Annotated in this window: 21 protein-coding genes and 3 pseudogenes; 9 read left to right on the top strand and 15 right to left on the bottom strand. The window is 61.0% G+C overall.

Annotated features, from left to right (window positions below; translation table 11 throughout):
* Positions 1-249: 249 nt before the first annotated feature.
* From FJ423_RS18240 to FJ423_RS18225, 4 genes are all read left to right on the top strand, one after another.
* On the top strand, positions 250-2,718 hold the full coding sequence (locus tag FJ423_RS18240) for an AAA family ATPase (RefSeq protein ID WP_140843656.1): 2,469 nt from the start codon (positions 250-252) through the stop codon (positions 2,716-2,718).
* Positions 2,719-2,766: 48 nt separating this feature from the next.
* Positions 2,767-3,480 (top strand): toll/interleukin-1 receptor domain-containing protein, encoded by a 714-nt coding sequence (locus FJ423_RS18235; RefSeq protein WP_140721847.1) that lies wholly within the window; start codon positions 2,767-2,769, stop codon positions 3,478-3,480.
* 856 nt (positions 3,481-4,336) lie between these two features.
* Positions 4,337-4,996, top strand: coding sequence for an outer membrane protein (locus FJ423_RS18230; RefSeq protein ID WP_140721844.1), 660 nt, complete (start codon positions 4,337-4,339; stop codon positions 4,994-4,996).
* 533 nt (positions 4,997-5,529) lie between these two features.
* Positions 5,530-5,832 (top strand): hypothetical protein, encoded by a 303-nt coding sequence (locus FJ423_RS18225; protein ID WP_140721841.1) that lies wholly within the window; start codon positions 5,530-5,532, stop codon positions 5,830-5,832.
* Here the strand turns inward: FJ423_RS18225 and FJ423_RS18220 are convergent.
* On the bottom strand, positions 5,819-6,151 hold the full coding sequence (locus FJ423_RS18220) for a hypothetical protein (protein WP_140721839.1): 333 nt from the start codon (positions 6,149-6,151) through the stop codon (positions 5,819-5,821). The two genes, FJ423_RS18225 and FJ423_RS18220, sit on opposite strands and share 14 nt — an antisense overlap.
* Positions 6,152-6,678: 527 nt before the next feature.
* On the bottom strand, positions 6,679-8,013 hold the full coding sequence (locus FJ423_RS18210) for a DUF2130 domain-containing protein (protein WP_140721833.1): 1,335 nt from the start codon (positions 8,011-8,013) through the stop codon (positions 6,679-6,681).
* A 749-nt stretch (positions 8,014-8,762) separates the two neighbouring features.
* On the opposite strand from FJ423_RS18210, the gene FJ423_RS18205 reads away from it, so the two are divergent.
* Both FJ423_RS18205 and FJ423_RS18200 read left to right on the top strand, forming a co-directional pair.
* Positions 8,763-9,752 (top strand): hypothetical protein, encoded by a 990-nt coding sequence (locus FJ423_RS18205; RefSeq protein ID WP_246680193.1) that lies wholly within the window; start codon positions 8,763-8,765, stop codon positions 9,750-9,752.
* 1 nt (position 9,753) lies between these two features.
* The gene (locus FJ423_RS18200; protein ID WP_140843716.1) at positions 9,754-11,229 is read left to right on the top strand and encodes an FAD-dependent oxidoreductase; all 1,476 of its coding nucleotides are present in this window, start codon (positions 9,754-9,756) and stop codon (positions 11,227-11,229) included.
* 39 nt (positions 11,230-11,268) lie between these two features.
* On the opposite strand, the gene FJ423_RS18195 is transcribed toward FJ423_RS18200, so the two are convergent.
* The 3 genes from FJ423_RS18195 to FJ423_RS18185 form a co-directional block, all read right to left on the bottom strand.
* Positions 11,269-11,739, bottom strand: coding sequence for a YbhB/YbcL family Raf kinase inhibitor-like protein (locus tag FJ423_RS18195; protein ID WP_095768074.1), 471 nt, complete (start codon positions 11,737-11,739; stop codon positions 11,269-11,271).
* A gap of 48 nt (positions 11,740-11,787) precedes the next feature.
* Entirely contained in the window at positions 11,788-12,225 is a 438-nt protein-coding gene (locus FJ423_RS18190; RefSeq protein ID WP_140843654.1) for a DUF2267 domain-containing protein, read from the bottom strand.
* Positions 12,226-12,569: 344 nt separating this feature from the next.
* The gene (locus FJ423_RS18185; protein ID WP_095768072.1) at positions 12,570-12,998 is read right to left on the bottom strand and encodes a CBS domain-containing protein; all 429 of its coding nucleotides are present in this window, start codon (positions 12,996-12,998) and stop codon (positions 12,570-12,572) included.
* Between the two features lie 260 nt (positions 12,999-13,258).
* On the opposite strand from FJ423_RS18185, the gene FJ423_RS18180 reads away from it, so the two are divergent.
* Complete coding sequence (locus FJ423_RS18180; RefSeq protein WP_140843652.1) at positions 13,259-13,447, top strand: hypothetical protein; 189 nt, start codon at positions 13,259-13,261, stop codon at positions 13,445-13,447.
* 232 nt (positions 13,448-13,679) lie between these two features.
* Positions 13,680-14,459: pseudogene (locus FJ423_RS18175) on the top strand (alpha/beta hydrolase); the annotation flags it as partial.
* Between the two features lie 31 nt (positions 14,460-14,490).
* On the opposite strand, the pseudogene FJ423_RS34215 reads toward FJ423_RS18175, so the two are convergent.
* From FJ423_RS34215 to FJ423_RS18130, 9 genes and pseudogenes are all read right to left on the bottom strand, one after another.
* Positions 14,491-14,592, bottom strand: a pseudogene (locus FJ423_RS34215) (IS481 family transposase); the annotation flags it as partial.
* Between the two features lie 68 nt (positions 14,593-14,660).
* On the bottom strand, positions 14,661-16,463 hold the full coding sequence (gene atzF, locus FJ423_RS18165; protein ID WP_140843647.1) for an allophanate hydrolase: 1,803 nt from the start codon (positions 16,461-16,463) through the stop codon (positions 14,661-14,663).
* Positions 16,460-16,810 carry a cupin domain-containing protein gene (locus FJ423_RS18160; protein WP_140843645.1) on the bottom strand — a complete coding sequence of 117 codons (351 nt, stop codon included), beginning with the start codon at positions 16,808-16,810 and terminating at the stop codon, positions 16,460-16,462. The genes atzF and FJ423_RS18160 overlap by 4 nt, the downstream gene beginning before the upstream one ends.
* Complete coding sequence (locus FJ423_RS18155; protein WP_140655605.1) at positions 16,803-17,471, bottom strand: isochorismatase family cysteine hydrolase; 669 nt, start codon at positions 17,469-17,471, stop codon at positions 16,803-16,805. Before FJ423_RS18155 ends, FJ423_RS18160 begins: the two co-directional genes overlap by 8 nt.
* Positions 17,471-19,003, bottom strand: coding sequence for an ABC transporter ATP-binding protein (locus FJ423_RS18150; protein WP_140843643.1), 1,533 nt, complete (start codon positions 19,001-19,003; stop codon positions 17,471-17,473). The genes FJ423_RS18155 and FJ423_RS18150 overlap by 1 nt, the downstream gene beginning before the upstream one ends.
* A 10-nt stretch (positions 19,004-19,013) precedes the next feature.
* Positions 19,014-19,715 carry an isochorismatase family cysteine hydrolase gene (locus FJ423_RS18145; protein ID WP_140843641.1) on the bottom strand — a complete coding sequence of 234 codons (702 nt, stop codon included), beginning with the start codon at positions 19,713-19,715 and terminating at the stop codon, positions 19,014-19,016.
* 14 nt (positions 19,716-19,729) lie between these two features.
* A pseudogene (locus FJ423_RS18140) lies at positions 19,730-20,657 on the bottom strand (ABC transporter permease).
* Positions 20,657-21,781, bottom strand: coding sequence for an ABC transporter permease (locus FJ423_RS18135; protein ID WP_140843639.1), 1,125 nt, complete (start codon positions 21,779-21,781; stop codon positions 20,657-20,659). The pseudogene FJ423_RS18140 and the gene FJ423_RS18135 overlap by 1 nt, the downstream one beginning before the upstream one ends.
* A 21-nt stretch (positions 21,782-21,802) precedes the next feature.
* Positions 21,803-22,930 carry a BMP family ABC transporter substrate-binding protein gene (locus FJ423_RS18130; protein ID WP_140843637.1) on the bottom strand — a complete coding sequence of 376 codons (1,128 nt, stop codon included), beginning with the start codon at positions 22,928-22,930 and terminating at the stop codon, positions 21,803-21,805.
* A gap of 324 nt (positions 22,931-23,254) precedes the next feature.
* Between FJ423_RS18130 and FJ423_RS18125 the strand changes: the two genes are divergently transcribed.
* A complete protein-coding gene (locus FJ423_RS18125) occupies positions 23,255-23,899 on the top strand; it encodes a GntR family transcriptional regulator (protein ID WP_224631680.1) in 645 nt (214 codons plus the stop codon).
* Positions 23,900-24,002: 103 nt separating this feature from the next.
* Here the strand turns inward: FJ423_RS18125 and FJ423_RS18120 are convergent, their stop codons facing one another.
* Positions 24,003-25,322: an extracellular solute-binding protein gene (locus tag FJ423_RS18120; protein WP_140843636.1), complete on the bottom strand. Its 1,320-nt coding sequence runs from the start codon at positions 25,320-25,322 to the stop codon at positions 24,003-24,005.
* Positions 25,323-25,395 lie beyond the last annotated feature (73 nt).

Below are 25,395 nucleotides of genomic sequence, written 5' to 3'. Positions count from 1 at the left end.
CAATGGGAACGCGCCTGATTGCCGCCCGACCTTGGCGTGGCCACATCGGGTCTCTCCCCCTTGGCCCGCGAGTCCCGCCCCTTAAGAGGTCAGGCTTCTCGGATTTTTGTGCACAATTGAAGCATCCTCTGCGGAGAACGACTGCGTTATTACTGCTCGGAACGCGGAATATACCGCCCATTGCATTTAAAGGTGTAAGTGAACTATCTTCAACGGGGACTTTCGAACAGCTTGGGGGCAGTCGCTTCAATGTCAAATCCTATCGATGAAGCCCATGCCCGGCTTGTCTCGCTGTTGCCCGATTTTCGCGCCGCAATAGAGGCGGGTCAAAATGAAAGTGACACGCGGCTTAAAATCCTCGACCGGTTTCTTTTTGAGGTGTTGAACTGGAAACACGAAGCGGTTTTCACAGAGCCCCTAAGCGGCACCGGGTACATCGACTACCTTCTGACAATCGGGGGTCGGAACGAAACGATTTTGGAGGCTAAACGCGTCGGCCTGCTATCGCCCACGACTAAGGGGCGTGAGGTCATCAATGTCGCTCTAAGCGGCGCGGTAGTGAAGCCCCTTCTGCCCGGCATCCGACAAGCAATGGGTTACGCCATGGAGAAGGGCGTTGCAGTCGCGGCAGTCACTGATGGAAACACGTGGCTCTTTTTCAGAGGCTCTCGGACCGATGGAAAGCCCCCGATGGAAGGAAAAGGAATTTTGTTCCCGGACATCGATGCTGTTGCTAATAACTTCGCGAAGTTTGCCGATCTTCTCAGTCCCGCCTCAATCACCAATAGACACCATCTCGCGCACCTCAACGAGGCCGAAGGGATCACCATTCCAGAGGCAGAGCAGCAATTTTTCGTCCTCGATCCTAACTCGGCCAGAATGCGTCGTCGGGACCCCTTGGCCACGGACGCCGCGCTCCTGTTTGCTCAATTCTTCTCTCGCATGTCGAACGAGAAAGACCGCGAAATGTTGCGTGACTGCTTTGTGGAAACGGGGGAAAGCCGCAAAGCAGACGTGGAACTTGAGAAAATCATACAGCGTGTTCTAAACACGATAACGCCTCTTGAGACCGGCAAGGGCGGCGCATTGGTTGACGAGCTATCCCGCGCGATGGAGACGCGAGTGTCGGAAACGGTCCTGATAGTGGGCAACAAAGGCGCGGGGAAATCCACGTTCATTGATCGCTTCTTTGAACAAGTTCTGCCTTCGGGACTGCGCAAGAAATGTGTTGTTTGCCGGATCGATCTTGAAGATTTCCACGGCGACCGAGACGCGGTGGCCCGATGGGCGATGCAGCAACTGCTCCAAAGCTTGGAAGCAGCCGTTTGCTCAACCAATCCGCCCACGTATGACGAGCTACAGGGCATCTTTTTCTCGGAGTACCAGCGCTGGTCGCAAGGCACGAGAAAGAACCTATACGAGACCAACAAGAAGCAGTTTAAGGACGAGTTTGGCAAACACATTGAGGCTCGCCGGGAGGCATATCCAGATGAATACGTTAGGCTCCTTTTGGCTTGGTCGGCCAAGTCTCATCAGCAATTGCCATGTCTTGTCTTCGACAACACCGATCAGTTCTCGCCCGAAATTCAAGATGCGGTGTACCAATTAGCTCATTCGCTTGAGAGCGCGGCGTCGGTGTTCAACGTTGTGCCGATAACAGACAGGACTGTGTGGAGACTCTCCAAAGCGGGTGCGTTGCAGAGCTACTCGGCCCACAGTTTCTATCTACCTGTTCCCGATGCGAAGGAGATCATTTCGCGGCGCGTGAACTTCCTCCAAGCAAAGGTCGAAGCAGAGCCGGGCGCTGCAAAGTCTTATTTTTCACGCCTCGGCTTCCGCGTCGAAATCAACGACCTAGCCATTTTGGCGGATGCCGTGCGCCGAGTCTTCGTGGACAACGACTACGTGTCCGGTTTCATAGGCCGGCTAGGGAATTTTGATATTCGCAGGATGCTGCGGATTGCAGAGCGCATATTCTTGTCGCCCGAGCTCGCAATCGATGAGATTATAAAGTCGAGATTTGGCGGAGAGGACGTCACTACCGATAAAAACAAAACCCATAGAGCGCTGATACGAGGAGAGTACGATAGGTTTAACGAGATAGAGAACGAGTTTATTTCCAACATATTCTCCACCAATCCCCTAAGACCTGCTCCGCCTCTCCTTGCCTACTATATCTTGTGGTTGCTTCGGCAGAAGATGAACAGTGTCAGGCCCGACGACGACAATGTTGAGGATTGGCATTGGCGGGTCGGCGACCTATGCCGTTTGTTCGAAGGCTGCGGGGTACAAGAGGAACTCGTGCTGGCAGTGATCAACAGGCTGTACGAACGCAGGCTAGTGGAGGCCCTTGATCCGAACACTGGTCGCGTAGGGGTCGGGGATCAGGTGGCCATCAAGGAAAGCGGCATCGCTCATCTTGAACTCACGCTCAATTCAAGCGTCTATCTGGAGCAAATGGCGCTTGCGACCGGTGTCGCAGAAGTCTCGACCCGAGACGAGATGCAGACTGCGTTCAAGGCAGGCAAATTCCGCGACCTACAGGACGCATTCCTTCGATACATTCTAAAGGTTGATCGAGGCCGGCTAGGTATCCCGCCTAACCGACTGTACGAACACATCGAGATGGCTCGTAAGCAGATACAAGGGCTCGCTGACAGCCCGCACAAACGCCCTCCGCCCGCCCGCAAACCGCGCCCTCAACCCATGAGTACATAGCCGCTGTCGAATAATCCCCGTGAGACCGCTTCATAGAGGAAGTTCCACATGGCAAGATGCACAGCACCATCACAGGGCCATCGCACAGCGAGCGGTAGAGCGGCCTGCCCTGCATGCGGTGGTCGGTACGGCGGCTACAGCTATAGTAGCTATAGGTCGAACCCTTACCCGACCTACTCCTCCCCGTCCTACTCATCGCCAGGAAGCAGCGGGGGCGGTCGAAGCAGCAGCGGTGGTTCCAGCCGCAGCGTAAAGCCGAGATGGTCGCGGGCTAGTTCGTCCGTCCTGTACACACCTGCCGAGGTGCTCGCACTCACGCCGATCCGTGAAAGCGTCGAGAAGCAAGCATCGCTGGACCTGCGGGACGCCTTTCTTTGCCACGCGTGGGACGACCGGCTAGGTCCCGCCAAGGAGTTGCACGATTTGCTTGAGGCAAGCGGTGTCAAGGTCTGGTTCAGTGAGAAGGACGTTGGCCTCGGTGTGCCGTTGATGCGCGCTATCGACAAGGGCTTGGCGAAATCGCGGATTGGGATTGTACTGGTGACACCCGCGCTGCTTCGCCGCCTCCCAACAGAAAGTATCGCCGACAAAGAACTTTCGGCACTCCTTGCAGGCGAGCGTATCGTCCCTATAGTGCACAACACGACGTATGAAGCCCTCCGTGAAGTTAGCCCCCTGCTAGCCTCCCGGAGCGGCCTGAGCACAGCAGAAAATTCCATGGCAGAAGTGGCGGCCAAACTTGCCGATCTGGTCGCTATTTAAGTTTGATCTCCCGGTGCTGGCCCTAGCGCCGGGCTCAATTCTGGGCACCCTCTTGGCAATCCAAGAACTTCCCGTTAGCGTCCCGTCGCGGTACACAAATGTGCCGCATGAGGTACACAACCAAGAAATGCGGTAGGTGGACGGTAGTTTCCCAAGTTACTGAAATTATGCACTTAATTCGACTTTTTGCCGGTTCGATTTCGTTCGGTTTGTCCGGCCCGGGGAGCCATTTTTCCGCCTATCTGCCAACATCCTAGCCCAGCCTGATGCATCCCAACGTCGGGCTCGCAAGAGCGCGCGACTGGGCTGCAGGTTCGGTGTGCCGACCTCCGAACGTCGTCAGTGGCAGATAGCCAATCGAGCCGTAGGCCAAGCCATCCTAATTCCGAGCGATTTCGACGTTTACGCTCTATGCTGAGCGTTGCCGATAGCAAAAGAATGCCCCTTCAATAGTGGGTCTCACTATGTAGCGGTCTCCCGCTACCACCTCAAACCACTTTCCAACCTAGTGGGTTCCGCGATGTGTCTCCTGGGCGCCTACGACGTTCCCGACATAGTGCAGGCCTATTGTGATTTCGGCTCTCAGGTTCTGACTGTGTCCGATACCATAGCGAGGGCAGACTTTCGAACAGCTTTCTCAAGCTGACTTGAGGCGGAGCTGCCGCACAAGAGATTCATCCGACCTCCCCCTTCCTCCGCTTCCTCAAGAGCCTCACCGCCATGAATAGGAGCATAACGAAGGCGATGGACCTCGGCTATGGGTCGCCGTTCGAATCCGGGCAGAACTGTGGCAAAAATGCGACTGCACGTATCGGCGAGCTCTGCTACACAACGGTAGGTTACGAGGAGATCACCTATGAAGAAGCTGCTTCTTGCTTTGTCGTTGTCTCTGCTGGCGTCGTCGGCCTTTGCTGCCGATGCCATCGTTGCAGAACCTGCGCCGGTCTTTAGCTGGACAGGCGGGTATATCGGCCTACAGGCAGGCTATGCTTGGGGTAAAGGCAATATAGACCAGATCGGCGGACCGGGCTTTGTCGACACAGACCCTGACGGATTCCTTGGAGGCGTTTACGGCGGTTACAACTATCAGATGTCCAACAACATCGTGATTGGTGCGGAACTGGACGTCGTATATGCAAATGTTGATGGCAGCGGCGAAATATTCACCTCTCCTGGTGTCCCAACGGGCTTCGACGCAACCGAAGAACTCAAATGGAGCGGGGCGGCAAGACTTCGTCTAGGATATGCCGTTGATCGTTTTCTTCCTTACATTGCGGGCGGTGTTGCGTTTGGTGATGTCGACATTAGTGCTAATGTCCCTGGCGGAACTTCGTCCGATAAAACATTCACAGGATGGACGATAGGCGTCGGCTTGGATTATGCCATGACCGACAATCTGCTGCTGCGAGGCGAATATCGCTATACTGACTTCGGCTCAGAGTCCTTTGGAAATGCCAATGCCGATGTTGATCTGAAGACCAACGAGGTTCGCCTCGGCATCGCCTACAAATTCTAGTTCTCTGAAGTTCCAAATAGAGAGCCTGTCGCTTACCGCGACAGGCTTTTTTTCTGCAGGAAAAACCTCCGTCGTTGCGGCGGTAACTTCCGTGAGATAATCCCATAGCCGCGTAGAGGGGCGACGGACATGTCGTTGTCGCGTTGCAGTGGCGTTTATTGGCCCGCCGATTTAGACAAGCTCCAGCGGGTATTTAACCGGTTGTGTGCTGAGCGCCGCCTAGCCAAGAAGGACCGGGAGCAGCGGGAATAGCTGGCTGTGGAAATCTTCCAAATTTTCGACGACGGCACTAATGAAGAAGAGGCCCTGTGGCGCGCAATCTCCAAGCGCAGCAGAGCGTAACTATCTGGTTTCCTAATCAGTGAGGAATACGGGTAGGGTTGCAACATTTGCACCTGGCAGGGCGACATGATCGGGATGGCGGCGAGTTTGGTCACAGCTGGCCGGAAGACATACGTGCTTTGCGCCAATAGAGACCTTGACCGTCAGTTTAAATGTATATGCAAGTTGTAAGGCGACGTGGGGATACACAAGTGAGAATCGGCACCACTACCATAAAAGTTATAGCGGCAGTAGCACTCGGTATTAGTTTACATGTGTCAGCAAACGCTGACGCCAAATCGACCGCGTATGAAGGCGGATACATAATGGCGGCTTTTGGTTCGTGCCCTGTTGTGGCCATATTTGGCTCTATGAGCAGATTTATCAAATACCAGGGCTCAAAAGATTATAATCGCGGCTTTGCCGCTTTCGAGGCCGCGTTTAAAAAAGGCCCTCGGCCAAGCAAGTTATGCTTCGATGCAGCGCGTGAAAGCGGTTTTTTCAGCGTACGGTAGGCACAACGGCATCTGTCCCATGCGCAATGATGACGTTCGGGCGGCAAGCGCCGAAGACGAAGTCAAACTGCTCGGTCACAGGTTTTGGATAGGTACTTTTCCGCTTGGACGGGCGAGCGTCGATGTTAGCTTCCAGCACGCCGACGCCAGGCAAGCCGCGTACGATGTCTGTGATTTTGCCGCGGGGTCTTACTCTCACTCCCGCGCTGAGCAAGGTATTCGTCGTACCAAGCGTCCTTCTGATAGCTGTAGCCGCATTTCCAAAATCGCCAGCGGTCGCCTTCCACAGCGGTCGCTGGTTGTAGCCGACGATGAACACGTCGCAGCCAACCGGTGACCCCTCACAGACGAACGGGCGTAGGTCAGTCGGGCGTTCGATGACCTTTTAGCGAGGCCGATCGCAAACTCATCCACATTCATCAAAGCGCGCCCACTTCGCGCATGGCGGCTTCCAGCGCCACTCGCTTGTCGGGCGGACACGAATGCATGCGCGAGCCTGGGTCGGCGCGATTAGCTGCCCTTCGCGTAGTCAGGCCGTGTGCAGCCTTAATGTCGGCTATCCAACAAGTCTTCGGCACGAACGACGGGACATAGTCCTGGATTTCGTTATACGTCGGCATTGGTTATCTCCGATTCACGACACGGTGGTAATAGGCGCGTAGGCATCGAAAGGCTCCTGAAAAAGATCAATAATCATTAGTTGTGCCGCTCCTCCAGACCGATCACTCTGCCGCGTCCTCATTTATCGAGCGGAACTCGAGCCCTATCGGCAAAAACAGCACCCCTGCATTCGGCACGTGAAGGCGGCACACCAGGATCGAGGCTTTCGGTGAGAACTGGCTGCCGTCAAAGCGCGGCGGGTAAGCCTGAGTCGGAGGCTGGTCCTGTCACCGCTAACACCTCCAGGCTTTCAATCTCCTGCATCACGTTCCCGGCTATGCCTTGCAAATCACCATACATGCCGACTGTCGATTCAATGACACCTTGAATCTGCGCTTCTCGCTTGGCCCATAGTCGGATGGTGGCTTTGCGCTCACGTGCGAGATCATCCTGCATGTCGGAGAACTTTTCGACGATGGCCTCGATGCGCTGTCGAAAACGCGGTCCGGTCAAATAACCATACACCAGCTCCATTTTTGAGGCTTGACCGACCTGGACTAAACGGGTGTTCGACAATTCGATAAGCGACTGCCGCAATATGACTGCGATTGGGATGGCGCACTTGGGGTGGGCGACATATACCCCGTCGACTAGGTCGAATGTCTCAACGCCCGCAGGCAGGGCTTCAGAAATTAGCAAGGCGATGTCTGCCTTCGCAGCTCGCTGATCAGTCCTCAGCTTGCCGAGCCAGCCCTGACTCCAATTTTTGGTGCGCTTGGATTCCCAAAGTATCGCCCCGCATAGCTGACCAGCCGGGCCGATGACCCGCTGGAGGACATCGCCCCCAAACTCGCCCTTCGCGACCGGCTCGATCTCATCGACCGGGAAGCGACTGCTGATCAGCCCTTCCAGTTCCAACTCCAGAGCTTCACCTTGCAGCTGCTGGGAGCCCTGTTCAGCGCGGCGCTTCAGATCCTCGATCTGACGCTGCATGCCGGCGATTTGTTCCTCCTTCTCGACGATCTTCATTTTGAGACCGTCTTCGGCATCGGACTTGGCTTTTGCCCGAACCGCGTCGAGACTTTCCTGTACTTTTCGCTCGATGGTGAGGGTCATCTCCCGCCGCTCATCTTCGAGCGCGCGCTGCTTCGCGAGGAACTCTGCTTGCTGCTTCTGTGCCTTTTGGAGCTTGTTGTCGCGCGCCTTCAGCGTCTCCTCCAACTCGGCCACTTTGCGGTCGCGCTCATCCAAGTCCGCGGATAGCAAAAGCTTTGCCTTTCGCGCCTCATCGGCTGCAATGTGAGTTCGCTCGGTCCTAACTTTCTCGGCAACGAGCGTTTCAACGCTCTCTTTCGTAGCTGCGACTTCATGGCGTTGACGCTCGAGTTCTTCTTCTCTCAGGGCGATGGCTGCATTCGTCTGAGCGATGCGCTGCTCGTACTCCTCTCGCGTAGCAGCGATTAGCGGTGCTGCGAGAGACTCGTTCAGCTTGAAGTCAGTCTTGCAACTGGGACAGGTGATCGTCGGCTCGTTGAAGAACTTGTCGCCGTGGAGAGTTTTGCTGACAGGTTGAACGGTCATTGGAGCGCCTCGGGAGAATCGGTTCCTTGAGGCAATAGTTTAGCCGATGCTCGCTGCAGTGAATAGAACAAAAAGGGAACACCTGGGGCATTCCACCGAATTGAGTTGGTTCAAGTGGAGCGTCAGGGTTAGACCGCGAATCGCGCGCTCAACGGTCCAATAGCGTCCAGGGACGAGCCGCTACATCCACCTCAAAATGTGGGGTGTAATGAGGGTTTAGATGACCTAAATTGTGAAATTTGCTGATGATTCAATGCGCTAGCAATAGTGATGGCGGAGAGAGCGGGATTTGAACCGACTTAAAGGAGGGCTATAGCGTAGACGTAGTTCTCATCATCACCCGGCGCGGTGCGCCAATTTCTCACTGTATAACAGGTAGTTAGCACTAGGCTTGCTTAGCTGAAGTCGTTCGGGGTTGAGCGGCGTAAGCGCTGAGAACCGCGCTCGGCTGCGGCCTCGCCAGCCTCAATTCGGATTTGGCGGCGTCGCAACGTTGCCTCTCCGATCGAAACGCCCGAAACGCCTGGCAACCTCGCACATCCCGCTATGAGTGCCTGGACCCGAAACTCGTGATCAGGACGAGGATATCCGGTCGGCGGGCAAAGCGGTCAAGGAACCCGCCGCCGATCAGATCGTTTCGCGATATCTGGCCAGATCAACCGGACCGAGGAGAACTCGAAATTCGGCATGCTCGCAGTCGCGCGGTGCCGAATACCGGCCAGTTCCGCCAGTTTTAGGACTTTGGCTCAATGTTGCATGACGTCGACTATGTCCTGCGAAAACTCGATTGGCTGCGCGCCGAAGGCATCTGGCCCAACGGCTTGCGGTATCTTTGGACCGATGCATTCGGCGTCGTGCTCTATGTCTCGCTCTACACAGAAACTGGCGAAGAGCGCTGGCTGAGCGCGGCCGACCGGCTGGTGGCCGATGTCGAGCGTGTGCTCGGCCGCCGGCGCGGATTGAGGATCGGCGAGGCGGCGGATCGCGATGGCCAGTATTTCCATTATCTGGCGATGTGGCTGTTCGCCTTGGCGCGTCTGGGCGATCTGAAGCCGGAATACCGCAAGCGCGGCATTGCCCTGGCGCGTGACATTCACCCAGCCTTTGTGATCCCCGGCCGCGGCGTGATCTGGAAGATGCAGGAGGATCTGAGCAGCCCATATCCTGGCTACGGTCTCGGCAGCATGGATGCCTATGACGGCTACGTCTCTTACCGGATGCTCGGTGAGGACGCGCTGGCGGTCGAGATCGCGCAAATGCGCGACCTGATGGAGCGGGATTGGCGCACCCTCGACATCGAGCAGGACCTCGGCCTGGGCATGATGCTGTGGCTCGCCCATTTCTTTCCCGACGAGCCGTGGGCAGAGGCGCAGACGAGGCGTTCGCTGCGAACCCTGGAAACGATGTGGGTCGACCCGCCCGGCTATTTCAGCCGCGCCCCATGGCTGGGCGATACCAAGTTCGCCTTTACCAATTACGGCGTTTCACTCGGCCTGCAGGCCGCCGGTATCTGGCCAGGGCGTATCGACAGGCTGAACGCCTTCTTCGAGGACTGGCGCTCGGGCGACGAATACGACCGCGAGGCGATCACTTGGGTGATGGCCTGCACCTCGCACCTTCCCGGTGCTTTTTTGGCCAGGGGTGGCGAGCGATCGAATGAAAGCGACGAACCCCGGGAACGTTCCTCCGCCGGCCCGGTTGTCGATGGAAGCGCATCGAGACGCGAGGGACGCGGTTGAAATGGCCATTCTCTTAGGAAAACCGGGAAGCTGTTGGGTTGCGGCAGCCACCGCCACGAACTTTCCCCGGTTCGAAGGTTCGCTCCGTGCGGACGCCGTTGTCGTGGGAGCCGGAATTGTCGGCCTGACGACGGCGCTTCGTCTTTGCGAGGCGGGCCGATCGGTGTTCGTCCTCGAAGGCCTGCGGACAGGCGGCCAGGTCACCGGCCGCTCGACGGCCAAGATCACCACGCAGCATGCGCTGATCTATCGTCATCTCATCGACACTGTCGGCCTGGAGTTGGCCCAGGACTACGCCGACGCGAATTCCGCTGGCGCCCAACAAATCCGCGATTGGATCAACAACTACGCGATCGCCTGCGATCTCGAGAGCAAGGACGCCTATACCTATACGTGCAGTGAAAGCCGGCGCGCGGAGGTCGTGGCCGAGGCGGAGGCCGCGCGCCAGGTCGGGCTGGAGGCCGATCTCCTCGATCGCGCGCCGCTGCCTTTCGAAACGACCGCAGCATTACGGTTCCCCGACCAGGCGCAGTTCAATCCAACGATGTATCTGATTGGCTTGGCGGCAGCGGTGACAGCCCATGGTGGTCGTATTTTCGAAAACAGCCGCGCCACCTCGATCGACGAGGCAAGCCGCTGGCGCGTCGTCACCGATGGCGGCGCCGTTGATGCCGGGGACGTCATCGTGGCCACCAACATGACGGTGAAGAGTCCCGTCGGCATGGCGAACCGGACGCAACCGCGCTGCCACACCGCCATGGCCTTTCGGATCGATGATCCCCGCCCTGTCGACGGCATGTTTATCGGCATCGACGATCCGACGCATTCCATTCGCACGGGCCGTGATGCCGAAGGTCCACTGCTGGTCGCGCTCGGCCCCAAATTCAACACTGGCTGGGATGGCGACGTGGCGCGGCGGTTCATCGAACTGGAAAAATGGGCGAGAAAGAACCTTCCCGTCGGTGACGTTGCGTGGCGCTGGTGCAATGAGGACTATGACACGGCCGACAGGATCCCATACGCCGGCGAACCCGATCCCACCAAGGCGGCCGGCTTCCACATTGCCACGGGTTTCAACGCCTGGGGCATCACCAACGGAACGGTCGCGGGCACGATGATCGCCGACCTGATCTGCGGCCGCCCAAGCCGATGGCAAAACCTCTACGATCCGGCGCGGCCCTATCCCGAGGACTTCCACAAGAATGGCCGCAGTCAATCGATCGTCTCGAGCACGCACGATATCGCGCCCGGCATGGGTGGCGTGATCGTCAGGGGAGACGAAAAGATTGCGGCGTGGAGAGACACCGAAGGAGCACTCCGGGCGGTTTCGGCGACCTGCACCCACAAAGGCTGCACCGTATCCTGGAATAATGCTGACCGCACCTGGGATTGTCCCTGCCACGGCTCGATCTTTGCCGCCGACGGCTCGGTCATCCACGGCCCTGCCCGAAAACCGCTTGCCCAGATTGCATTGTGAAAGCGGCAGCTGTGAAGGCGGCGACCAATGCCGCCGACCTCATGCTGGCCGTTCGTAGGTTCCGACCAACTCCGTCTCCTGCAATGCGTGTTTCTGGGCTTGCTTCCAGACTTGATGCACGCCCGCCTGTCCCGGTACGCCGAGGCTCGGTACATCGAGCGCGGCCAGCCGAAAGTGGTAATGGTGGACGCCATGCCCCGCAGGCGGCTGCGGACCATCGTAATTGGCATTGCCGAAATCGTTGGTGCCTTGCCTGAGTGCCGACGGACCGGGCTTGCCATCTTCGGCTTCGGCAAGTCCGCCGGCATCCGGCGGGATATTGAAGACCGCCCAGTGCCCGAACGTCCCGCTTGGCGCATCGGGATCCTGCACGACTAGAACAAGGCTCTTGGTACCGTCAGGAACACCGGACCACTTCAGCGGCGGCGAGACGTTCTGGCCGTCGCGCGCGTACTTTTCGGGAATTTTTCCGCCTGCCGGGAACGCCGGGCTGATAAGGGTGAGTGGCATTGCTATTTCCCCAGGAGATTGCGACCGAGAAACCCGCGCCAGCGCCGTTCACGCCGCTTGCTGAGCTTCGGCGACCCGTCTGATCTCTCCTGGCAGGGAGTCCCAGACCTTGTGCATCTGTCCTTCTTCGACATGATGGGCAAGCACCTTGGACACGGCCCTGAATGCATCCTTGGAATCGAGCGGGCGGATGAGCTCAAGCTCCGCCTTGATCTTGGCCAGAAACTCGTCGAGCGACCGCACCTTCTCGGGAGCTTTGGAGGGCTGATATCGGTCATAGAAGGCGCCACGAACCAGAATCGGCAATTGCGAGCCGAGGTGGGCTGCAAGATCCGGCTGGATACGGTCGCGCAGGGCGTGCAGCACCGCTCCGAGAACGTGCCAGGCGACCTGCCGATCCGGTCCAATCTCGTCCATGATCTCGTCGAGCCAGATGTTTGTGGTCTGCAGTGTCTTGTCGAATACGTCGAGTCCGGTGGCGTTCATCGAAATCTCCTTTCGTTGAAATCCGACTGGGTGGATTGACCAAACAGGCGTGCCGGCCCGTTGTTCCGCGATGGCATGTCCCGATGCGCATTCTTGTCGGCTGTCGAGCTTCCGAAGAACCCCGCTGCAAAGGACAAGACACGCCGCATAAGCGCGATAGTGGCCAAACCGAAGGCTGCCTGAGCAGGGGACGTTCAGCCCCGACGGAGGAGGACGCATGCCAGCATCCGCTCAGGCGAGCGTCTAGAGCGGTTCAGTGTTTCACGGAATCCCCAAACCGCTCCAAGTTTTGGTTTTAAGCAATTCCGGAGCGAAAACCGCTACGCACTTTTCCTGGAATTGCTCTAGCGACGAGGATCGTCCGTCGCCTCGGAAATGCCTTCGAGGGCGATCTTGGCGGCTTCCTCATCGGTCCGCCCGAGGTCAGCCAGAGCAATGACGCCGACGAGACGCTTGTCGCGGTTGATCACCGGAAGACGACGCACCTGATGCTTGGCCATGATCTTCGCCGCATCGGTGATGTCGGCGTCATCGAAGCACCAATGGACATGCTCAGACATGACCTCGCGAACGGTCGTGTTGCCGGCTGAGCGCTCTTCGGCGACGCCGCGCATCACAATGTCGCGGTCTGTCACCATGCCGACCAACCTGTCATTCTCGCCGACCGGAAGGGCGCCGAGATTGTCGGCCCGCATTTTCCTGGCGGCATCCCTGATCGTCGTGTTCGGGCCGACCAGTTCGGTCCGACGGCACATGATCTCCTGAACTTGCATGGGATGTTCCTCTCTCTGATTGCTGGGGCCCACCCCGCCTCCTGCTGCGCAACGCGAGATCGCCACGCGTCCGGACACGGATCGCGGTCTGCTCGATCCGCGCGCCAACGCGCCTCCCTCGCGATCGAAACTATTCTTGGAACGTCGAGACAGCGAGCGAGTTCCAAAAACGATACCGGTGCCGCAGCCCATCCCACGGGATGTGGCCGCAGGCTGAAAGGATATGCACCGGGAAAACAGATGCACGCGGATCGAAGGTCATGGCTGCCATCTTCACAGATCGCCGCGAGGCCGGACGGCGACTGGCCAGGGAACTCGTTCGCTTTGTCGGGCGCGACGACGTCATCATATTGGCGCTGCCTCCCGGCACCTTGGACGAAGTCGCGGATCTCGCGGCTCAATGGTTCTTGCGCCATCTGATTTCGGACAGATCGGCGTCGAGGTTCTGACAGTCGGGGCTTGGATCACCGGTCCCGGGATCATTTGCACCGGCCCGTGAATGGCATCGGTCATTTCCCATGCATGGCCGCCGGATGTCTGCAGATGCTGTCTTAAGGTGCCAGTCGGGCACGGGCTGGGGAATGCGCTGCGTGCATTCGTTGTTCACGGCCGTAATCCGGATTCTACCTGGCTAGCACGAGTGATTTCGATCCCAGTGGAAATCTGATCAGGAGAAAAGCCATGGATTGGCAGTTGCCCGAGCGGTTCGACTTCAACGGTGATGAGATCGCCTGGGGCGTCATTGGCGAAGGGCCGCCCGCGGTCGTCATGCATGGCTCGCCATTCTCTTCGCTCGAATGGCGGCGGATCGTGCCATGGCTCGCGCGGCATCGACGGGTCTTCTACTACGACATGCTCGGCTATGGACGCTCGACCAAGCCCGAGGGCGACGTCCTGCACGGCACTCAGAACAGCCTGTTCGCGGCACTCGTAAACCATTGGGGTGCCGAGCAGCCCGATATCGTGGCGCATGACTTCGGTGGCTCGGTGGCGCTGCGTGCGCATTTGCTTGACGGTGTCGACTACCGCAGCCTCATATTGATCGACCCGGTCGCGATCAGCCCGCAGGGTTCAGCGCTGGTGCAAGCGGCGAAAGCGCATGGAGAGGTGTTCGCGAGACTGCCCGCCTATGTCCATGAGGCCATGCTGCGCGCGTATATCAGCGCGGCGGTCAAGCGCACTTTGGCTGAGGAGGAGGTGCGGCTCTATCTCGATCCCTGGCTTGAGGAAGAGGGGCAGAAGGCGTTCTGGCGCCAGATCGCTCAAATGGACGACAAATACAGCGAAGAGGTCGAATGGCGCTATGGCGAGATTCGCTGCCCAGTGACGATCCTGTGGGGCGCTGAAGACGAGTTCATCCCGCTGAAGGATGGGGAGGAACTCGCGAGGCGTATTCCAAACGCGTCATTCACGGTTATCGCCAACGCCAAGCACCTCGTCCAGGAAGACGCGCCCGAAGCAATCGTTGCCGCGGTGCTCGACGTCTGGCATCAGCACGCGTCAGGTTCGGGACTGTCGGCAGCAGCGCATAACAGCAATCATTGAGCGGCAGCAGAGTGTTCCGCCGAAAGGCGACGATGACACCCTCTTCGTCATCGTTCGGACGACGTGCCCGGCACTGATTCCACGCAAAGCAGTTCGCGGAACCCGTTGACGACACATTCAAACGGGAACGCGATCAGACAGAAAGCGGCGCCAGCCGCCGAATGACGAGATGTCGGAAGCGCCCAGCAAGCCCACGGATTCCACCAGGAAGCCTTTGGCGCTGCTGCCGTCGTCAAGCTCTATGTTGCCAATGCCCAGCGGCGGCGGGATGGCGGCCACGAAGTGGCCGAAGGCCTCGGCAGGCAGCCGCCAGACCTCTACCTCGATCGCAGTGCCGCCGCTCTCCACACGGACCAGTCCGGGCTTGGGCGTGGCTTGGCCGGCGAGGTGGTAAAGCTTGTATGAAGAAGCCGTCCTCGTCGCCCGGCAGAACCGGGCGCCGGCCTGCTTGAGCTGGCCATTGAGCGGCATTCCCGAGAGGTGAGCGCCGACCACCACCAATTCGATCGTGCCGTCTTCGGCCGACGCGCCGACAGGCTGCACGCTCGGCTGCCCCCAGCCGGTCGCGCCGAGTGTGAGACCGCTCGCGGCATGGAGATCGCGCGCGATAGACGCCACAAGGCCGTCCAGTCCGGCGGCCGCAAGCAGCGTCACGCTCATCGGCAGGCCGTCGTCGCGCGTGCCGGTCGGCACGGCGATGCCGCACATGTCGAGCAGGTTGACGAAATTGGTGTAGGTGCCGAGCCGGCTGTTGGTCTCGACCGGATCGGCGAGCACGGCGGCGGTGGTGTAATGCGTCGGCGCGGTCGGCACGCAGAACAGGTCGACCGAGGCGATGAGCGGGGCGAGCTTGGCCCGGTAGGCCTGCAAGGCATAAAGGCCGCGGAAAGCGTCCGCCGCCGACAGCTTCCTGGCGCCGCCGATGATCTTGCTCGTCACCGGATGCATGGCGGCTTCGTTGGCTTCCATGAAATCGCGGATCGCAGCATAGCGTTCGGCCACCCAGGCACCCTCATAGAGAAGGTTGGCGGCGGCGTAGAAATCGCCGAACGGGATTTCGACCAGCCGGCAGCCGAGCCGCGACAGCATGGCGAGGGAGGCCTCGAAGCCGGCCTGCATGGCCGCATCGCCGAAGAATTTCCAGTCGGCTCTTGCCGGGATGCCGACGCTCGGCACAGGCGGGCGAGCGGCGAGCGGCCGGACGGCGATGTCGCGCGAATAGGGATCGGCCGCATCGCGCGCTGCCGCGACGCAGAACACTGCATAGGCGTCGTCGACGGTCAGCGCGAACACCGACACGCAGTCGAGCGTGCGGCAGGCCGGAACGACGCCGCCTGTCGACAACGCACCGACGGTCGGCTTCAGCCCGACGATGTTGTTGAGGCCGGCCGGGATGCGGCCGGAGCCGGCGGTGTCGGTGCCAAGCGCGAAGGAGACGATGCCGCGCGCCGTCGCCACCGCCGAGCCCGAGGAGGAGCCGCCCGGCACCAGCTCCGCGTCGATGGCGTTGCGCGGGATCGGCCAGGGCGTGCGCACACCAACGAGGCCGGTGGCGAACTGGTCGAGATTGGTCTTACCCACGACCAGCGCGCCGGCGGCCTTGAGCCGCGCCACCACGGTGGCGTCCTTGTCGGGCCAGTAGGTGTATTGCGCGCAGGCCGCCGTCGTCGGCATGCCGGCGACGTCGATGTTGTCCTTGACGGCGAAGGGAATGCCCCACAGCGGTTTTGCCACCGGGTCGAACGGGCCGAGCGCTTCGGCCGCGGCAAGCAGATCCGGCCTGGCGGCGAGATGGATGAAGATGCCCGGATCGTCGGCAGCCTCGATGCGGGCATAAATCGCCGCGATCACATCGCCAACGCCGACACCTCCACGATAGGCGGCGCGCAGGCTCGCTATGTCGAAGTGGACATCGCTCATTTCGTCTCCCCCAGAATGATCACCGGCAGGTCCCATTGGATCAGCACGACACAGCCGTCCTTCGTCCACACCGAATGCTCGGTTCCGACCGGATTGAGGATCACGCTGCCGGCAGGATAGTCGCCGTTCTCGTCGCTCTGGGCGCCTTCCAGCACGACGATGGTCTCCAACCCGGGATGGCGGTGGCGCGGCACGCCGGCGCCCGGCCGGTATTTCAGGATCGCGACCGACGGCTCGACCGGCCCGCCCTGCAGCAGCCAATGCACGCCGATGCCGTCGCGGAAAGGCTCGAACGCCAGGTCGCGCCAGCCGCCGTCGAGCAGGCCGGTAAAGGCAAGATTAGGCATTGGCAATTCCCTCGAGCACCTGGTCGGTCGTCGCCGTCCAGCCGACGATGGCGCCCTGCGCCCTGATCATGGCGATCGCCGCCGCCTTGAACTCGGGAAAATAACTTTCCGTGGCGTCCTCGGCGAGCAGGCACTCATAGCCGCGATCGTTGGCCTCGCGCATCGTCGTCTGCACGCAGACTTCGGTGGTGACGCCGGCAAAGACGAGCTGCTCGGCGCCGAGCCTTTTCAGGTCATCGCCGAAGGAGGTCGCATAGAAGGCGCCCTTGCCTGGCTTCTCGATGACGATCTCGCCGGGCAGCGGCGCAAGCTCGTCGAGGATCGCGGTGCCCGGCTCGCCGGCGATCAGCACGCGGCCCATCGGCCCGGCATCGCCGATACGAACCGACGGATTGCCGCGATTGCGCTTGGCCGGCGGCAGGTCGGAAAGGTCGGGCCGGTGGCACTCCATCGTGTGGATCACCGGAAGGCCGGCGGCGCGAAAGCCGTCGATCAACCGCTTCACCGTCGGCACGATCGCGGTCACCCGGCTGACGTCATTGCCGAGGCTGGCGCCGAAGCCGCCGGGCTCGGCGAAGTCGCGTTGCATGTCGATGACGACCAGCGCCATAGTCCGCGGCTTGAAAGCGAACGGAAATGGCTGCGCTGCGATTTCCGCCATTAGTGATGTCCCGCCATGTGCTCGCCGATGGTCTGGACACTGGCCTGCGCGATCGGCGTCTCGTAGACCAGCGCACCGTCCGACATGACGAAGATGCGGTCCGAGAGCTCGAGCAGTTCGTCGAGATCCTCCGACATCAGAAGCACGGCGGCACCGGCATTGCGCGCCTTCATGATGCGGGCGCGGATTTCGGCCACGGCCGAGAAGTCGAGGCCGAAGCATGGATTGGAGACGATCAGAAGGTCGACCTTGCCGGTGAGCTCGCGGGCAAGCACGGCGCGCTGCACATTGCCGCCCGACAGCGAGGCGATCGGCGAGGCAAGGGATGCGGTCTTGACCTTGAACTGCTCGACCAGCCTGGCGCTGAATGCCCTGATGGCGCCGGCACTGATCCAGCTCACCGGTTTGCCGTTGGCGTCGATATCGAAGGTGCGGAAAGAAATGTTTTCGGCCACCGTCATTTTCGGCGCGCAGGCATTCTTCAGCGGCTCCTCGGGAATGAGCCGCACATTGAGAGCGCGCGCCTCGGCCCGCGTTGCCGCATAGGCGGTGCCGCGCACCATGACCTCGCCGGCATCGCGGGGGCGCTGCCCGGCCAGCACTTCGAGCAATTCCTTCTGGCCGTTGCCGGAAATGCCGGCGATGCCGACAATCTCGCCGGCGCGCACGCCGAGATCCTCGATCCGGATCGACTTCAGCCCGGTGCGGTCCGGCGCCTTCAGCGCCTTGACCTCGAGGACGATCTCGGCGTCCGGCCTGGGCTCGGCGCGGCTGTCGAGGACCGCGATCGGCTGGTCGCCGATCATCATCGCCGCCATGGCTTTGCGGTCGAGGTCGACGACGCGCCCAGTGCCGGTCAGCCTGCCCTTGCGCAGCACGCTGACATCGTCGGCGAATGCCGTCACCTCATGGAATTTGTGCGAGATCATCAGCACCGTCAGGTCGCCGGCCCTGGTCATGGCGCGCACCAGGCCAAGCACTTCCTGCGCCTCGCCGGGAGTGAGCACGGAGGTCGGCTCGTCCAGCACGAGGAAGGAGCGGCCGAGATAAAGCTGCTTGATGATCTCCAGCTTCTGCTTCTCGCCGGCAGCGAGCTCGGCCACCTTGACGTCGAGCGGCAGCTTGAACGGCATTCGATCCATGAACTTTGCGAGCTCGCCGCGCTCCTTGCGCCAGTCGATCACGCCGGGAACCTTCTCACGCGAAATGACCAGATTCTCGGCGCCGGTCAGCGAGGGGACAAGCGTGAAATGCTGGTAGACCATGCCTAGGCCGAGCGCCGAGGCGTCCCTGGGGCTGGCGATCGCGACCTCGCGGCCGTCGACGAGGATGTCGCCGGCGGTCGGGTGATAGAAGCCCATCATGCATTTGACCAGCGTCGACTTGCCGGCGCCGTTTTCGCCAAGCAGCGCGTGGAAAGATCCGGCCGGCACCTTGATGGAGACGTCGCCCAACGCCGTGAAGGCGCCGAAACGCATGGTCATGCCGATGGTCTCGACGCCGACGGCCTTGTTGCCGGTGATCGCGCTCATCCTGGTTTCCTTACGGCAGCTGGGCGACGAAGGACGCCGAGCTCGACACCGCGCCGAAGACGCCGCCCTGCATCTTGATCATCTTGATCGCGGCAAGATGATTGCCGTAGTCGGTCGCGCCGCAGCAGTCCTCTAGCATCACGCATTCGAAGCCGCGGTCGTTGGCCTCGCGCATGGTGGTGTGCACGCAGACATCGGTGGTGATGCCGGTGAGCACGATGTTTTTGATGCCGCGCTGGTTGAGGATCAGCTCCAGGTCGGTGGCGCAGAACGAGCCCTTGCCGGGCTTGTCGATGATCGGCTCGCCGTCGATCGGGTAGAGGTCGGGGATAATGTCCCAACCCGGCTCGCCGCGCACCAGGATGCGCCCGCAGGGGCCGGGGTCGCCAATGCCGGCATTGATGCGGCGCGAGCGCCAACGCTTGTTGGCGGGCAGGTCGGCGAGGTCGGGCCGGTGGCCCTCGCGGGTGTGGATAATGGTGTAGCCTTTCGCGCGCATGGCCGACAGCACGGACTTGATCGGCTCGATCGGCGCGCGCACCAGCGACAGGTCGTATCCCATATGATCGACATAGCCGCCCGGCCCGCAGAAATCGGTCTGCATGTCGATGACGATCAACGCCGTATTGTCGGGGCGAAGCTCGCCATTATAGGGCCATGGATACGGGTCGGCGTCGATATAGCGCTGGGTGATTTCGGCTCTGGCGTTCATGGCAAAAACTCCAGCTATTTGGTGATCGACAATTCGCCCGGCGCACCCGCCAGCGAGCGTGTCGGCGACGAGGTGGCGATCATGATGATGAGGGTGAGGATGTAGGGGGCGGCGTAGAACAAATAGTAGCCTTGCGTGACGCCGACCGACTGCAGCGCTGGTCCGAGCGCTCCGGCGCCGCCGAACAGAAGCGCGGCGGCAAAGCAGCCGAGCGGATTCCAGCGCGCGAAGATGACCAGCGCCACCGCCATCAGCCCCTGACCGGACGAGATGCGCTCGGTCCAGCTGCCGGGATAGTAGAGCGACAGATAGGCGCCGCCGATGCCGGCCAAAGCGCCGCCGACGCCCGGTGGCGATGAGGCGCACTGTGTTCGGGTTGAGGCCCATGGCGCGCGCGGCATCGGAACTGTCGCCGACGACGCGCACGATGAGGCCAGCGCGGGTATTGCGGAAGGCCCACCACAGGACCAGCGAAAGCACCGCACCGATCAGGAACAGGACGTTAACGTCGAGTGCCGCCTGCACCTGCGGAATGTCGGACCAGGCGCCGAAGGGAATGGCCGGAAGATTGGGCGCTTTCGGCTTGATGAACGGCTTGCCGAAGAAAAAGGCGAGCCCCGAGCCGAACAGCATCAGCGCAATGCCGATGGCGATGTCGTTGACTTTCGTGAATTTGCAGATCCAGCCATGGAACAGGCCGAAGCAAAGGCCGGCGGCCGCGGCGGCCAGCAGGCCGAGCCATGGCGAGCTGGTCATGACCGCGACCGCATATGCGGTCATGGCGCCGAAGACGAGCGTGCCTTCCAGCCCCAGATTGATGCGGCCGGAGCGCTCGGTGATGGCCTCGCCCAGCGAAACGAAGATGAAGGGCGTCGACACGCGGATCGCGCCGCCGAGGATGGCGAGCGGCACGCCCCAGAGGCCGATCCCGGTCGCATCCATCACGAGGCCCTCCGCCACAAATCGGGATTGAAGGCCTTGAAGCGGCCGTACAAGGTTTCGCTGAGCAGGATGACGATGAACAGCATGCCTTGCAGCACCAGCACGGTGGCGTCGGGCAGGTCCATGCGGCGCTGGATCAGCCCGCCGGATGCGTCGATGCCGCCAAGCAGGATGGCGACAGGGATGATGGCCAGCGGGTTGTGGCGGGCGAGGAAGGCGACGAGGATGCCGGTGTAGCCATAGCCGGCGGCGAGCGAGCCGTTGGCGCTGCCTTGCACGGCTGCGACTTCCAGCATGCCGGCAAGACCGGCAAAGCCGCCCGCAAGCGCGGTAAAGCCGACGATGAGCGGTCCGACGGCCAGCCCCTGCACCTGCGCTGCCCTGACATTGCCGCCGGCAATGCGGGCGGCAAAGCCCCAGCGGGTCTTTTCGATCAGCACCCAGGAGAGCACGCAGGCGACGACGCCGACGGCAAGCCCCCAATGCACCTCCATGCCCGGAATGTTGCCGATGCGGTAGATGTCGGCGAGCGGCTGGGTCGAGGGCTTGTTGAGCGAGGCTGGGTCGCGCAGCGGCCCTTCCACCAGCTGGTTCATCAGGGCGATGGCGATGTAGGCCATCAGCAGGCTGGAAATGGTCTCGTTGACGGCCCGGTAGTGGCGGAGCGCACCGAAGGCACCGATCCAGATGCCGCCGGCGGCCAGGCCCGCCACGCCCATGGCAAGAATGACGATGAAGGAAGGCGCGCCGCTCAGCATCACGCCTATGGCAGCTGCGCTGACGCCACCGAGCACGATGGCGCCCTCGCCGCCGATGACGACGAGGCCGAGCCGCGCCGGCAGTGCCACGCACAGCGCCGCCAGCAGCAGCGGTGCGGCCCGCGACAGCGAATTCTGGATGGAGAACCACGAGCCGAAGCCGCCCCGCCACATGGTCTCGTAGAGCAGGACCGGCGACTTGCCGACCAGGGCGATGAACAGGCTGAACAGCGCCATGCCGACGACAAGGGCCGCGAGCGGAATGACGAAAGCCTCCGCTCGCCGCGCGATCCATTCCAGCGCCGCCGGATATCCCCTGGCGCCGAGCAGGGCCGGCGCCTCCGCACTGCTGACCGTATCCGCCATCGTCCCCGTCTCCGCTCGGCTTTAGGCGGTCGAGCCGACGACGCCCTCGACGAGATAGTCCATGCTTTCGAGCTCGATGGCTGTCTCGACGAAGGCTTGGCCTTCCGTCGCCACGACAGCGCCCTTGTTGCTCTTCAGCGGGCCCTTGATGACGGAGAAGCCGCCCTTCATCATTTCGGCCAGGGTGGCGTCGAATTGCTTGCGGGCCGGCTCGCCGACGGCGGGACCGAGCGGGCTCATCTTGACAAAGCCGTCGGCCAGCCCGCCGCGGGTGAAATTGGGCAGCGGCGTGACGGCGATGAGGTCGTCGACGAACATCTTATAGACCTTGGCCCAGTTCCACTCGGCCCCGGTGAGGTATTTTTCCGGCGCCAGCGGGCTCTGGTTGGCGTGGTAGCCACAGATGAAGGCGCCGCGGCCCGCGGCCGTCTCGACCACCACTTTCGGGCTGTCGACATGGCAGGTGATGACGTCGGCGCCCTGGTCGACCAGCGCGTTGGTGGCTTCCGCTTCCTTCACCGCCAGCGACCATTCGCCGGTGAAGATGACCTGGCAGGTGATCGACGGATCGACCGAGCGCGCGCCGAGCAGGAAGGAGTTGATGTTGAGCAGCACCTGCGGAATGGGCTTGGCGGCGACGAATCCTAGCTTCTTCGACTTCGATGTGTGGCCGGCGACGACGCCGTTCAGGTACTGGCCCATGCCGATATAGCCGAAATAGGAGCCGGCATTCATCGGGTGCTTCGCCTTGTCCCACATGCCGCCGCAATGGCGAAACTGCACGTCGGGGAATTTCGCGCACATGGCCAGCATGTGCGGATCGAAATAGCCGAAGGAGGTTGGGAAGATCAGCGAAGCGCCGTCGAGGTTGATCATCGATTCCATCGTCTTCTGGACGTCGACCGTCTCGGGAACGTTTTCCTCCTCGACGACGGAGATGCCTTCGATGCCCTTCAGCGAGGCCGCCCCCTCGGCATGCGCCTGGTTGTAGCCATAGTCGTCCTTCGGGCCGACATAGATGAAGCCGACAGTGGCGGCGGCGGCGAAGGCACGGCTGATCGGAAAGGATGCCGAGGCGAGGCCGAGCGCGGCTCCCGCGGCTGAGGTCTTGAGCAGTTGGCGGCGGTTAAGCATGAATCTGTCGGTCATAGTGAATGCTCCCCTTTGGGACCCTTTTCCGGGTCGGTTAACATGCCGTCCAAGAAAGTGCATGCAACCGCCGTGCCAGTTTATGTCTTGGAATTTATCCAATAAAATCAGTTACCAGATCGAAGGCTTATGCCTATGCCGGAGGCAATTGCATGCACTTTTTGCCTTGAAAGTAGCCAATTTGACAGACAGATTAAAATAGAGGCATAGAGGGCATGTCTGAGTCGAAAGGCCAACGAGTCGGCCGACTCCACGAGAAGACGCGACGGAGGAAAATTGTCGGGGAAGCGCAGCTTGATCAGGTCGGGCACGACCGTGGATCAGATGGTTCGGGCGATCGGCGACCGGATCGTCACCGGCTACCTACGCCCGGGCGAAAAGCTGGACGAGACCGCGCTCGCCGCTCGCTTCGACGTATCACGCACCCCTGTCAGGGAGGCGCTCGGCCAGCTCAGCGCCATGGGCCTGGTCGAGAGGCGGCCCAACCGGGGCGCTATCGTTGCCGTCGTGACGCAGGAGCATCTCGCCTCGATGTTCGAGAGCATGGCCGAGCTGGAAGCGATCTGCGCGCGCTTCTCGGCCGAGCGCATGACCAGCAGCGAGCGTCGCGGCCTCGAGATCGAGCACCAGGCTTCGGCGCGGATGGTGCAGCTGGGCGCCGAGGAGGACTATGAGTATTTCAACACCGAATTCCATAGCCGGCTTTACCGTGGCGCCCACAATGCGCATATCCACGAACTCACCGTGATGACCCGCAGCCGGTTAGCACCCTTCCGCCGCGCCCAGTTCATGCTGCCCGGACGGCTGGCCAAATCCTGGCAGGAACACGACCTGATCGTCACCGCAATCATGCGCGGAGACAGCGTGGCTGCGGGCAAGGCCGCCAGGGACCATGTCTCTATCGTCAGTGAGGCGAGCGCGGTGTTCGCGGCTGATGATCGCAAGCCAATTCGGCGGGACGTGGCCTGAAATTTGCGAACGGTCCGAAGATGCGGTGCTGCTTCATTGGCCAGAAAATGCCCGCGACGGTCTCCAGCCGCGGGCATTGAGGGCGTTTCCGAGAGACCTGCGGTCAAATGTTGGCGAGCAATTCGTTGACGCGGCTTTCCATGTCGGCAAGTGCGGCATCGACGTCCTTCTGGCCGGTGATTGCAGCGCTCATCTCTTCGCCCACGATGTCCTGGATCGCGAACTGGCGCTGTACCGCGGACGGCAGCGGCCGGCCGAGATCGGCGACCGCGGCGATGGTGTTGCGATGCGGCAGCGCCTTGAAGGCGTCCGAGGAGATGATGGCTTTGTAGGCCGGCAGGTGGCCGGTGCGCGACCAATCGAAGTCATGGTCGGCGAAGAACTTCAGGAACTTGCCGATAGCCGCGGTCTGTTCGGGTGTGCGGTCCTTCTGCGAGACTGCCCAGGTGTGGCCGTCGGCATATTGCGCATGGGCGCCGGCAAATAGCTGCGGATACGGGTAGACTGCATAGCCGCCCTTGTTGAGGGCCGTGCCCTTGGTTTCGGACTGGGCGTTGTTGTCGCCGACGACCCACGTGCCGTTGAGCTGCACGCCGCCTCCACCGGCAAGGAAGGCGTTGATGGCGCCGCCATAGTCGAGGTCCTTGGTGGTGTAGTCCTTGTCGAAGATCGCCTTGTACATCTCGACGACCTTCTTGGCTTCCGGCGTGTTCAGCTTCACATGCTTTGGATCGGCGAAGAAATCGGAATTCTGTTGGAAGAGATAGGTGTAGAGATTGCGCGTGTAGAGCGCGGTCTCATTGGCCAAGTTCTGAACGAAGTAGGGCTTGCCGGTCTTCTGCTTGAACTGTTCGGCCTGGGCGAGCAGCTCCTCGGGCGACGTCGGAAGGATCGGCGTGCCGTCGGCATTGACGAGGCCAGCCTGTTTGAAGAGATCCATGTTGATGTGATAGAGCATCGTCCAGCTGTCGATCGGCAGGCCATAGATCTTGCCGTCCTTGGTGGCGCCGTTGCGCGCCGCGTCCGTGAAGGAATCGGGTGTGACGCCGACGGACTTCAACAGATCGTCAAGCGGCATCAACAGCCCCTTGGACTGGTAATCCGAAAGCGCGGATTCATGGATCGTGACGATGTCGGGAGCCTCGCCCGAAGCGAACTGCGCGGTCAGCTGGTCATAGCCCGGCCATTCCACGGTGCTGACACTGACGTGGACATCGGGGTTGTCGGCGTTGAACTTGTTGATCAGCGAGGTGATGATGCCGCATTCGCCTACTGCCTTGGCGACATCGGTGTTGGTGCCGAAATCGGCATCGCAGGCACCGAAAAACCGCTGCACCGTCAATTCCGTCGCTGCAAGGCTCGGGGCTGCGAGCATCAGCACGCCCGCCGAGACCGCTGCAAACAGGACTTTCTTCATTTTCATATCAGTTCCTCCTCCTGAGTCTGCGCCACTCCACGCTGGACTGGCTTCATGCTTCAATCGCTGCGACGCCCGC

The organism is Mesorhizobium sp. B2-8-9 (assembly GCF_006439475.1).
Taxonomy (GTDB): Bacteria; Pseudomonadota; Alphaproteobacteria; order Rhizobiales; family Rhizobiaceae; genus Mesorhizobium.
The sequence above is the reverse complement of the archived record's forward strand: the minus strand, read 5'-3'. Positions and strand labels throughout refer to the sequence as shown.